At 71.2% G+C, this 10,937-nt stretch carries 11 protein-coding genes; 8 read left to right on the top strand and 3 right to left on the bottom strand.

All coding sequences use genetic code 11. The features are described 5' to 3' along the window. Window positions 1-122: 122 nt before the first annotated feature. Both H7965_RS21875 and H7965_RS21880 read right to left on the bottom strand, forming a co-directional pair. Window positions 123-893 carry an SDR family NAD(P)-dependent oxidoreductase gene (locus tag H7965_RS21875; RefSeq protein ID WP_186772709.1) on the bottom strand — a complete coding sequence of 257 codons (771 nt, stop codon included), beginning with the start codon at window positions 891-893 and terminating at the stop codon, window positions 123-125. A gap of 150 nt (window positions 894-1,043) precedes the next feature. Further along, on the bottom strand, window positions 1,044-2,378 hold the full coding sequence (locus tag H7965_RS21880; RefSeq protein WP_186772710.1) for an aspartate aminotransferase family protein: 1,335 nt from the start codon (window positions 2,376-2,378) through the stop codon (window positions 1,044-1,046). A gap of 177 nt (window positions 2,379-2,555) precedes the next feature. On the opposite strand from H7965_RS21880, the gene H7965_RS21885 reads away from it, so the two are divergent. The 3 genes from H7965_RS21885 to H7965_RS21895 all read left to right on the top strand — a co-directional run bounded on the left by H7965_RS21885 (window position 2,556) and on the right by H7965_RS21895 (window position 5,750). Beyond that, a complete protein-coding gene (locus H7965_RS21885; protein ID WP_186772711.1) occupies window positions 2,556-3,533 on the top strand; it encodes a Bug family tripartite tricarboxylate transporter substrate binding protein in 978 nt (325 codons plus the stop codon). Between the two features lie 124 nt (window positions 3,534-3,657). Then, window positions 3,658-5,169 (top strand): L,D-transpeptidase family protein, encoded by a 1,512-nt coding sequence (locus H7965_RS21890; RefSeq protein WP_229682736.1) that lies wholly within the window; start codon window positions 3,658-3,660, stop codon window positions 5,167-5,169. Continuing rightward, window positions 5,166-5,750, top strand: a complete 585-nt coding sequence (locus tag H7965_RS21895; RefSeq protein ID WP_186772712.1) for a DUF882 domain-containing protein — start codon at window positions 5,166-5,168, stop codon at window positions 5,748-5,750. Before H7965_RS21890 ends, H7965_RS21895 begins: the two co-directional genes overlap by 4 nt. Window positions 5,751-5,820: 70 nt before the next feature. On the opposite strand, the gene H7965_RS21900 is transcribed toward H7965_RS21895, so the two are convergent. After that, window positions 5,821-6,528 (bottom strand): SDR family oxidoreductase, encoded by a 708-nt coding sequence (locus H7965_RS21900; protein ID WP_186772713.1) that lies wholly within the window; start codon window positions 6,526-6,528, stop codon window positions 5,821-5,823. A gap of 103 nt (window positions 6,529-6,631) precedes the next feature. On the opposite strand from H7965_RS21900, the gene H7965_RS21905 reads away from it, so the two are divergent. From H7965_RS21905 to H7965_RS21925, 5 genes are read left to right on the top strand one after another with little or no spacing between them, the layout of a single operon-like run. Continuing rightward, on the top strand, window positions 6,632-7,789 hold the full coding sequence (locus H7965_RS21905; protein ID WP_186772714.1) for an NADH:flavin oxidoreductase/NADH oxidase: 1,158 nt from the start codon (window positions 6,632-6,634) through the stop codon (window positions 7,787-7,789). Window positions 7,790-7,805: 16 nt separating this feature from the next. Then, window positions 7,806-8,042 (top strand): hypothetical protein, encoded by a 237-nt coding sequence (locus H7965_RS21910; protein ID WP_186772715.1) that lies wholly within the window; start codon window positions 7,806-7,808, stop codon window positions 8,040-8,042. A gap of 2 nt (window positions 8,043-8,044) precedes the next feature. Then, window positions 8,045-9,343 (top strand): MFS transporter, encoded by a 1,299-nt coding sequence (locus H7965_RS21915; RefSeq protein ID WP_186772716.1) that lies wholly within the window; start codon window positions 8,045-8,047, stop codon window positions 9,341-9,343. Between the two features lie 14 nt (window positions 9,344-9,357). After that, on the top strand, window positions 9,358-10,239 hold the full coding sequence (locus H7965_RS21920) for a polyphosphate kinase 2 family protein (protein ID WP_186772717.1): 882 nt from the start codon (window positions 9,358-9,360) through the stop codon (window positions 10,237-10,239). Then, window positions 10,232-10,711, top strand: a complete 480-nt coding sequence (locus tag H7965_RS21925) for a DUF2569 family protein (protein ID WP_186772718.1) — start codon at window positions 10,232-10,234, stop codon at window positions 10,709-10,711. Before H7965_RS21920 ends, H7965_RS21925 begins: the two co-directional genes overlap by 8 nt. Window positions 10,712-10,937 lie beyond the last annotated feature (226 nt).

The following is a 10,937-nucleotide window of genomic DNA, read 5'->3' on the forward strand; positions in this document are numbered from 1 at the left end:
CTGCGGAAGCGGCCACCGCCAGTCGTCCTGCCGCGGCTTTGCCGCGGAAGCGGTGCGAAGCCCGGGGGAAGACAGGGAAGCCGGAACCCTCGCGACGGCGCGAGTCCATGTCGCGGGGAAAGCTATACGTGCTGCCCGCCGTTGATGTGCAGCTCCGCCCCGTTCACGTAGCTGCTCGCCTCGGTGCAGAGGAAGTAGATCGCCTGCGCCACCTCGGCCGGGGTGCCCAGCCGGCGCATCGGGATCTGCTCCTTGACGATCTTCTCCGTCCCTGGCGAGAGGATGGAGGTATCGATCTCGCCCGGGGAGATGGCGTTCACCCGAATGCCAAGCGGCGCGAAATCCGCCGCCATCTCCCGCGTCAGCCCGGCCAGCGCAGCCTTGGAGGTGGCATAGGCGGCACCAGCGAAGGGGTGCACCCGGCTGCCGGCGATGGAGGTGACATTCACCACCGCGCCGTGGGCGCGCTGCAGCTCCTCCATCAGCCCGCGCGCCAGCAGGATCGGGGCGAAGAAATTCACCTGGAACACCCGCTGCCAATCCGCCAGCGGCGTGGCGATGCTGCCCATCCGCGCCCCGCCGGGACCCTTCGGGGAGATGGCGGCGTTGTTGACCAGCGCATCCAGCTTGCCGCCCTCCGGCTCCAGCCGGGCGCGGATCTCCCCGATCGCCTGCGCGGTCGCGGCGGGGTCGCCGAGGTCGAGCTGGATATGGTCCTCCGGCCCCATCTCCCACGGGCATTGCTCGGGGAAGGGCTGGCGGGAGACGGTGATGACCCGCCAGCCGGCCGCCGAGAAACGCTTCACCGTGGCATGGCCGATGCCGCGGGAGGCGCCGGTCAGCAGCAGGATTCGGCGGGGACCGCTGTTGCGTGGCCTGGAGGTGTCTACCATGGCATCAGCCTAGCACCCGGTCGCGGGCCCTCCTATCCCGTGCAGCGACTACAGCGGCTTGGCGTTGAGGTCTGAACGCCAATCCGCTGTAGCCTGTCGTGGTAGAGTGAACTCAGGCTCCGGGGTGTTCACGCCCCTCCGCGATCCGGTCTATCCGGCCTGGCCGAGAAGCGGCTTCCGGGCCGCAACGAACTCCTCCACCGCGGCGACGTAGCGGGCGCAATCCGCGTCGGTCACCGGCAGGGAGAGTGCCGCCATGCCACGCCGCGCCAGGTAGATGCCCTGGGCCAGCATGTCGAAGAAGAACAGTTCCCGGAGCTTGTTCTCCGCCTCGGTGGCGGCGTAAGGCCCGGTGATCGGCTCCGCGCGGAAGTGCACGTTCACCATGGAGCCGAGGCCGGTGAACTGCATCGCCGCCCCGGCCCGCCGCGCCACGCCGTTCAGCGCCAGCCGCAGTGCCTCGCCTCGCGCGTACAGTGCCTCGGCCGCCGCGGCGTCAAAGATCTCGCCCATCGCCACGCAGCCGGCGGCCATCGACCAGACGTTGTTGTTGAAGGTGCCGGCATGCGCCAGGGTGCCGGGCTTGTGGCCGTCGAACACCGCCATGACCTCGCGCCGGCCGCCGAAGGCGCCGAAGCTCATCCCGCCGGCCATGTATTTGCCGAGCGTCGTCATGTCCGGAATGACGCCATGCCGCGCCTGCAGCCCGCCGGCGGAATGCCGGCTGGTCATCACCTCGTCGAAAATCAGCACCGCGCCGGTCTGCCGGGTGGCGTCGCGCAGCGCCTGCAGGAACTCCCGCGTCGCCGGAATGCAGCCGCCGGAACCCAGCATCGGCTCCACCAGCACCGCCGCCAGCTGGTCGCCCTCGGCCAGGATGTTGCGCCGCGCCGCCTCGGGGTCGTTGTAGTCGGTGAAGGCCAACGGAATGGGCACGTTCACCGGGCTCTTCTCGGTGGCGAAGGTCAGCACCCCGCCGTGGTAGCCGCCGCGCATCACCATGGTCTTCACCCGCCCTGTGAAGGCGCGCGCCGCCGCCAGCGCCAGCAGGTTCGCCTCGGTGCCGCTGTTGGTGAAGCGCACCATCTCGACCGAGGGAAAGCGGCCGACGATGAGGGAAGCAAGCTGCCCCTCCTTCTCCCCCACCGAGGCGAGGTTGATGCCACGCTCCAGCGCATCCCGCACCGCATCCAGGATCCGCTTCTCCGAATGGCCGAACAGCCCGGCAGTGTATTCGCCGAGCAGGTCCAGGTATTCGCGGCCATCAACATCCCACAGCCGGCAGCCCTCGCCGCGCGCCATGGCGGTCGGGAAGGGGGTGTAGAACAGCACGCTGCGGGTATTCCCGCCGGGCATCACCTCGCGCGCCCTGGCGTGGATGGCGGCGCTCTTCGGCCGGGCCGCGGTGTAGGCCTCATGCGCCTCGGCCAGCGCGGCGTCGAGGTCGCTGTTGCGGAGCGGCGGCGGTTGGTCGAGCGGGCTCATAGCGGCAACTCCCGGTGGCTACGGACGATCGCTGTGGCGCAGCTCGCCGGTCATGTCGATCGGCCGGCAATCGGCGAAGGGTCGCGCCGCCGGGCAGCGGCGTCAACCGCGGCGGTTGCCAGCGCCGGCCGCCAGCCATAGCGTCCGCGGCAAGCAAGACCGAGGAACGCCCGAACCATGCCCAGCCTGCCCCGCTCCCCATCGCGCCGTGCCGTGATGGCCGCGCTGCCGGCGGTGCTCGCCGCCCCGCGTCCGGCAAGGGCCGCATGGCCGGAGCGGCCGATCCGCATCATCGTCACCTTCCCGCCGGGCACCCAGACCGACATCCTGACGCGCCTCTATGCCGCGCCGCTGTCGGAGCGGCTGGGCCAGCCGGTGGTGGTGGACAACCGTGGCGGCGGTCAGGGGCAGATCGGCATCCGCGCCGCGCTGGCCGCGCCGGCGGATGGCCACACCCTGGTCATGGTCGGCGTCTCCACCGGTGCCAGCGCGCCGCACATGATCAAGGACCTGTCCTACGACCCGCGACGTGACCTGCTGCCCATCGCGCTGATCGCCGACGCGCCCTACCTGCTGGTCTGCAATCCGCGCCTGCCGGTGCACAGCACCGCGGAGCTGATCGCCTATGCGAAACAGCGGCCGGGCCAGCTCAACTTCGGCCATGGCGCGCCGAGCCGGCAGATCGTCGGCCAGCTCATGGCACACATGGCCGGCCTCGAGGTGCCGGATGTCGCCTATCGCGGCCAGCCGGAGGCGCTGACCGACACCGCCCAGGGGCGGCTGAGCTACACCTTCTCCGACCTCGGCGACGCGCTGGTCTGGGCGCGCGAGGGTCGGGTTCGGGCGCTGGCCGTCTCCACCGCGCAGCGCTCGCCGCTGGCGCCCGAGATCCCGAGCCTGGCGGAAACCCTGCCCGGCTTCGGCCTTTCGGTCTGGTTCATGCTGGCCGGCCAGCCCGGCCTGCCGCCGGCGGTGGTGCAGCGGCTGAACACCGAAATCGCCGGGGTGATGGCCGAGCCGGCACTGCGGGCCAAGCTGGCCACCCAGGGCCTCGATGTCCGCAGCGAGGACCCGGCCCGGCTGCGCGAATTCCTCGGCACCGAGATTGAGACCTGGGGCCGGGTGGTGAAAACGCTGGGGCTGACGCCGCAGTAGCGACGGGGAGCCGAGGCGCGTTGCGGCAGGCCGTTGCCGCCATGCGCCTGCCAGCCCGCGCGCCGGCTCACCGCTCGCGATACGAAAGCTTGGAGTACCGGATCGCCTTCTGTATCACCGGTGCGTGCGCACGCTCCCTGCTCTGGGCCTTGCCCTCGCCCTCCTCGGCCTGGCCGGCCCGGCACTTGCCGATCCGCCGGCCGCCGGCATCCCTGCCCCCGGGCCGCTCGCCCGCCCCACGGCGGAAGCCCAGCAGCGTCTGGCCGAGCGGCTGCGCCGGCTGGAGGAGGACGGGCTCGACCCCCACGCCTATGGTGTCCCCGAGGATGCCCAGGCCCTGGCCGACCCCGCGGGCTACCAGGCCGCGCTGCAGCGCGCCGCGCTGCTGGCGCTGACCGACCTGCTGCATGGCCGGGTCACCAGCTTGCCGAACCGCCCCGACATCCGTCGCGACACGGCGGCCCTGCCGATGGGCCCTTGGCTGGCACGGCTGGCGGCGGCACCGGAACCCGCTGCGGTCATCGACCGCGCCGCCCTGCTGCCGCCCGGCACCGCGGCGCTGAAGCGGGCGCTGGCCGCCGCCCGCGCCCGGGTCGCGGCCGGCGGCTGGCCTGCGGTCCCCGCCGGCAGCGACACGCTGGAGCCTGGCGCCGTCGATCCGGTGCGGGTGCCGGCGCTGCGTGCCCGCCTCGCCGCCAGCGATCCGCTGGTCCCGCCGACCGGTGACGACACCTATGACGAGGCCCTGGTCGCCGCGATGAAGCGCTTCCAAGAGGCCGAGGCGCTGGAGCCGGATGGCCGGGTCGGCCGGCTCAGCTTCGCCGCCCTCAACCGCCCGGCGGAGGTGGCGGTGCGCCAGCTTCGCGCCGCGCTCGACCAGCGCCGCGCCGCCGGCCCGGCGCCCACTGAGCGGCACATTGAGGTCAATGTCGCCCACCAGCGCCTGCAGGTGATCGAGCGCGACCGGGTGTTGCTGGAGATGGCGGTCATCGTCGGCAAGTCGGCCCGCGCCACGCCGATGATGCGGGTGCGGCTCACCAGCGTGCAATTCAACCCACCCTGGGGCGTGCCTGAACGCAATGCCCGGGAGGATCTGCTTCCACGCTTCCGCCGCGACCCGCGGGCGATGATGGAGAAGGGCTTCCGTGTCTTCAGCTATGTCGAGGGCCAGCGGGTCGAGATCGACCCGATGACGATCGACTGGCAGACCGTGAACCCGCAGCGCTTTCCCTACATCATCCGCCAGGACGCGGGCGATACCAATGCCCTCGGGCGAATCAAATTCGTCATGCCGAACACCGAGGCCATCTACATGCACGACACCCCCGACCGGCACCTGTTCCGCCGTCCCGATCGCGCCTTTTCCTCCGGCTGCATCCGGCTGGAACGACCGCTGGAGCTGCTGGACCTCGTACTGGAAGGGGCGGCCGGCTGGAACCGGGGGCAGGTGCAGCGGGTGCTCGACAGCCGGCAGACCACCGCCGTGACCGCGCCGCGCAGCCTGCCGGTGCGGCTGCACTACACCACCGCGGTGGTCGAGGGGAACGAGGTCCGGCTGCGGCCGGACATCTACGGGCTGGACGCCGCCTATGTCCGGGCCATGGACTCCACCCGCGCCCGGGTGGCGCAGCGGTGACGGGCTGGCACTGGCGCTGCGCCTGCTGCGAGGGTGGCGCGGCCGGCGGGCGGCGCGGCCTGCTGCGCGGGGCGCTCGGGCTGGCCGCCAGCGCGGCGCTGGCGGCGCCGGCGGCGGCGCAGCTTATTGCCGGCGGCGGTCCGCGGCGGCTGCTGATCGAGCGGATGCAGACCAACGAGACCTTCGACGGCATCTACTGGCGGGATGGCCGCTACGACCGCGAGGCGTTGAGCCAGCTCAACTGGGTGTTCCGCGACCCTTCGCGTGGCGAGGCGACGCCCATGGACCCGCGGCTGTTCGACCTGCTGCACACCATGGCGGCGCGGCTGGACGCCACAGAGGGCTTCCAGGTGATCAGCGGCTACCGCTCGCCAGAAACCAACGCCGCGCGGGCCCGGCAGAGTCGCCGGGTCTCGAGCGCCTCGCTGCACATGTCGGGGATGGCCGCGGATGTGCGGCTGCCGGGGCGGGACAGCATGGCCCTGGCGCGGCTGGCGGCGGAGATGCAGGTCGGCGGGGTCGGGCTGTATCGGCGCGACGGCTTTGTCCACCTGGACTGCGGCCCGGCGCGGCGCTGGTAGGGCGGGTCCCGGCGGGGCGCGCACGCCCCGGAGCGCCGATCCGCTCAACCAGAAACAGGCTACCCCCCAATCAGTCCACGTATTGCATCTTCCGCGTCATTCCGCCGTCGATGACGAAATCCGCGCCGGTGGCGAAGCAGGCCTCCGGCCCCAGCAGCCAGGCCACCAGCGCCGCCACATCCTCCACCCGGCCGACCCGGCCGGCGGGGTGCTGGATGTGGTCCTCCGGCCGCAGCCTCTCCTCCGAGGTATGGATCCAGCCGGGGCTGACGCAGTTCACCCGCACATCCGGACCCAGGCTGATGGCCAGCGCATGGGTCAGCGCCACCAGCCCGCCCTTGGAGGCGCTGTAGCTCTCGGTATCCGGCTCCGACTGCCGCGCGCGGGTGGAGCCGATGGTGACCACCGCGCCATGCGAGGCCCGCAGCATCGCCTCCGCCGCGCGGACCAGCAGGAAGGTGCTGGTCAGGTTGGTGCCGAGCACGGCGTTCCACTCGCCGAGCGTCAGCGCGCCGAGCGGCTTGCGCACCATGAAGCCGGCATTGCAGATCAGCCCGTCCAGCCGGCCCTCCCGCTGGCGGATGCCGTGCACCAGCGCCGCCACCGCGGCTTCGTCGGCGACATCGACCTCCACCGCGCGCCCGCCGTCGGGTGGAGCAGCGGCCGCGCGGTCGGCCACCACCACGCACCAGCCATCCCGCGCCAGCCGGGCGGCAACCGCCTGGCCGATGCCACGCGCGCCGCCGGTCACCAGCGCCACGCGATGCTGCTCTCTCATCCTGGGCTCCTCCGTATGATGCGCTCAACCGATACGGAGGGGGTAGGGTTCCCGTTGGCGCAATGCGCTGTAGCATGGCGACGAAACCTGAAGGGAAATCGCCATGGCCGCGCCGCTGCTGTTCACCCCGATGCCACTGCGCGGGGTCACGCTGAAGAACCGCGTGGTGGTCGCGCCGATGCATCAATACGCCGCCGTGCGCGGCTTCTCGACCGATTGGCACCTGATGAACGCCGGGCGCTACGCCGCCGGCGGCGCCGGCCTGGTGATGATGGAAAGCACCAAGGTGGAACGGCGCGGCTGCGGCACCGTCGGTGACCTCGGGATCTGGGAGGATGCCCATGTCCCGGGCCTCGCCCGCTGCGTCGAATTCATCCAGCGGCATGGCTCGGTCGCCGGCCTCCAGCTCGGTCATTCCGGCCGCAAGGCACGGCGCTTCCGCCCCTGGGACGGTGGCCGGCCGCTGGTCCGCACCCCGGACATCGAGGACTGGGAGGGCTGGGAGCTGGTCTCCTCCTCCGCCATCAACAGCCCGGAAAGCGACCCGACGCCGCGCGCCCTGACGCGGGAGGAGATTCCCGGCGTCATCGAGAATTGGGGCCAGGCCGCCCGCCGCGCCCATGAGGCCGGCTTCGAGGTGCTGGAGATCCACGCCGCGCATGGCTACCTGATCCACCAGTTCCTCTCGCCCTTCAGCAATGTGCGGAACGACGAGTACGGCGGCTCCGAACTGAACCGCATGCGCTTCTGCATCGAGGTGGTGGAAAGCATCCGGGCCCATTGGCCGGCGGAGAAGCCGCTGTTCATCCGCTTCTCGGTCGAGGACGACGCCGGCTGGGACCCCGACCAGAGCGTCCGCCTGGCGCGGCTGCTGAAGCCGAAGGGGGTGGATGTGGTGGACTGCTCCTCCGGCGGCATGCGCGGTTCGCCCGTGGTCTCGGCCGGGCCGATCGGCTACGGCTACCAGGTGCCTTATGCCGCGAAGCTGCGGCGGGAGGCCGAGATCATGTCCATGGCGGTCGGGTTGATCGTCCATGCCGACCAGGCCGAGGCCATCCTGCAGAAGGGCGAGGCCGATCTCATCGCGGTGGGCCGGGAGCTTCTCTACAATCCGAACTGGCCGATGGATGCGGCGCAGAAGCTGGGTGTCGACGCCGAGTTCGCCTCGGTGCCGCCGCCTCAGGCCTATTGGCTGGAGAAGCGCGCCCGACAGGTGAAGGGGCTGGAGCCGAGCACCTACCGTGAGAAGCTCGGCGCCTGAACACGGGGAGGGGTTGATGCGGCGGCGCGCGATACTGACAGCGGGGGCGGCCCTGGCCGCGCCGGCGGAGATCGTCCAGCGGATGCATGCCGCGTTGCAGGCAGACTTCGCCGACCCTCCGGTGGTGCAGCGGCGCTCGGCGCTGACGGTGGAGCCGGTGACCGAAAGCATCGCCGGCACCCGAGCCTACATCTCGGCCGATGTCGGCAAGGACACCGCCCTGCTGCGCGACGCGCGCTTCCAGCCGGAGTGACCTTGCCCGATAGCGAGAAGGCCGCGCCCGCGGGGCTGGACCGGCCGCGCCGCCATCCAGCCCCATCCACGGAAGCCGGGCCCGCCATCCGCAACCGCTTCCTGCGCATCTCCCTGCCCTTCGCCGGCATGGGCTTCCTGAACCAGGCGTCGCGCAGCGTCGTCGCCACGGTCGGGCCGGCAATGGCGCTGGAATTCGGCCTTTCCGCCAGCGGCCTTGGGGCGCTGGCGGCGGTGTTCTTCGCCGCCTATGCGCTGACTCAGCTGCCGGTGGGGCTGGCGATCGACCTTTATGGCGCGCGGCGGGTGCAGATGTGGCTCGCGCTGGTCGCGGCGCTCGGCTTCGCGCTCTGCGCCCTGGCGCCCGACCCCGGCCTGCTCGGGGTCGCCCGCTTCGTCACCGGCATCGGCATTGCCGGCGCGCTGATCGGGCTGATGAAGGCCAATATCCAGTGGTACCCGCCGCAGCGGCTGGCGGCAGTCACCGGCGCCGGAGTGTTCATCGGCGCCGCCGGTGGGCTGGCGGCGACGGTGCCGGTGCAGCTGCTGCTGCCGGTGATCGGCTGGCGTGGCGTGTTTCTTGGCCTCGCCGGTCTCGGCTGCTGCGTCTCGCTGTGGATCGCGCTCTCCGTCCCACACGTGGTGCCGGGGGCGAAGCCGGTGCCGCGCCGGCGGCTGGCGGTGGAGATCGGCGAATTCGCCCGGATTTTCCGCCACCCGGAGTTCCTTCGCTACATGCCGGCGATGGCGCTGCTCTCCGGGCTGGTGTTCACCTACCAGGGGCTCTGGGCCGGGCCCTGGCTGCGCGATGTCGGCGGGCTGGAGGATGGGCCGCGGGCGCAGGTCCTGTTGTTCTATGCCCTTGGCATGATGACCGGGCACCTGCTGGGCGGCCACCTGGCCTCGGCGGCGCAGGCGCAGGGGATGGATCCGATGCTGGTGCCCTTCACCGGCCTCGGCGCCATGCTGCTGGTGCAGGTGGCGCTGATCGCCCAGCCGCGCGACCCGCTGGCGCTGCACGCGCTGTGGTTCGCCTTCGCCTGCGTCGGCTCCTGCGGGCCGGTCGCCTACGCGGTGCTGGCGCAGCGCTTCCCGCCGGAGCTGACCGGGCGGGTGGCGACGGCGCTGAACGGCAGCATGTTGGCCCTGGTCTTCGTGCTGCAGAACGTGATCGGGCTGATCCTCGACCTTTGGCCACGAACCGCTACCGGTGGCTGGGATCCGGCGGGGTATTCCTGGGCACTCGGCCTGACCCTGGCGGCGCAGGTGCTGACCGTGGTCTGGCTGCGGCTGGCGCGATGACAGGAGCGATGCCGATGGACAGCAAGGCCCGCCGCAAGCTGCTGACGCAATACCGGGTGGAAACCGGCAAGGGCTTCCAGCTGAAGGACCATGACCCGGCCGACACCGCCGGCTTTAAGGTTGACAAACCGACCGCCGCCGCCCTGCTGCAGGAGGGTGTCGAGCGCTTGGCCGCCCTGCAGGACATGCTCTACGCCCAGGACCGCTGGGCGGTGCTGTGCATCTTCCAGGCGATGGATGCCGCGGGCAAGGACGGCGCCATCAAGCATGTGTTCAGCGGCGTCAATCCGCAGGGCTGCCATGTGGAAAGCTTCAAGGCGCCGGGGCCGGTCGAAAAGGACCACGACTTCCTCTGGCGCCACCTCCGCGCCCTGCCGGCCCGCGGCATGATCGGCATCCACAATCGCTCCTGGTACGAGGAGGTGCTGGTGGCGCGGGTCCATCCGGAGATCCTCGAAGGCCAGAGGCTGCCCCCGGCGCTGCGCACCAAGCGGATCTGGAATGAGCGCCTGGCGGATATCGCCGCGGTCGAGGCCTATCTCGGCCGGCAGGGGGTGAAGGTCGTGAAATTCTTCCTGCACGTCAGCAAGGAGGAGCAGCGAGAGCGCTTCCTGAAGCGCATCGAGGAGCCGGAGAAGCACTGGAAATTCAGCGCCGGCGACGTGGCTGAGCGGCGCCACTGGAATGCGTATCAGGACGCCTACGAAAAGGCGATCCGCGCGACCAGCACCGCCCAGGCGCCCTGGTATGTGGTGCCGGCCGACAACAAATGGTTCACCCGGCTGGTGGTCGCCGAGGCGCTGGCGGTGACGCTGGAGGGGCTCGACCTGCACTATCCGAAAGTGGATGAAGCGGCGCTGGCCCGGCTGCAGGCGGCGCGGGCCGAACTTGGATAGCGCGGCCGAGGCGCCGCACGGCGTCGGCGGCTGGCTGCTGCTGTTCTGCGTGACCCTGACCTTGCTGATGCCGGCGGCCACCATCGTCGCCACCTGGATCGGCTGGCCTGAAGCGGAGGTGCTGGCGGAATGGCCAGCGCTGACCAGGGCATTGTGGGTGAACCTGGCCGGGGAAGCGCTGATCCTGCTCTACGCCATTCGCACCGGCAGCCTGCTGTGGCGGAAGGCTCCGGGATCGCTGCCGCGGGCCAGGCGCTTCCTGCTGGCGCTGCTCGGCTGGCGGGTCGCGGCGCCCTTCCTGCTGGCCGGGCTAGCGCAGCTCCCCGCCCCCGGCGCCGAGGCGATGCTGGCGGAGGGGCTGAAGGACAGCGTGCGAACGGCGGTCTTCGTGCTGGTCTGGTGGCTGTATCTGCGCCGCTCGAAGCGGGTTGCGGCGACCTTCGGACCGGAGGTTTCCAAGAGTGCCGGGTGACCCTGACCTGGAGCCGGGAAAAGTAGTGAGACCTGTGCGCGGATGCGCCGAATGGCACGCATGCTCCAGCGGCACGGGCTTCTGCAAGCTCTGAGCTTGATGATGCGCGCCGATTTCGCCCTTCATCGGAGCGCCGGGCGCGATGCAGGCAGATTCCTCCTGCATCAGGCGGCCACGGCGTGCAGGAGGGTAGCCGTGCGCCGGAGATTGTAGGCCATGGCAGCGA

The sequence above is a fragment of the Siccirubricoccus deserti genome (assembly GCF_014283215.1).
GTDB lineage: Bacteria > Pseudomonadota > Alphaproteobacteria > Acetobacterales > Acetobacteraceae > Siccirubricoccus > Siccirubricoccus deserti.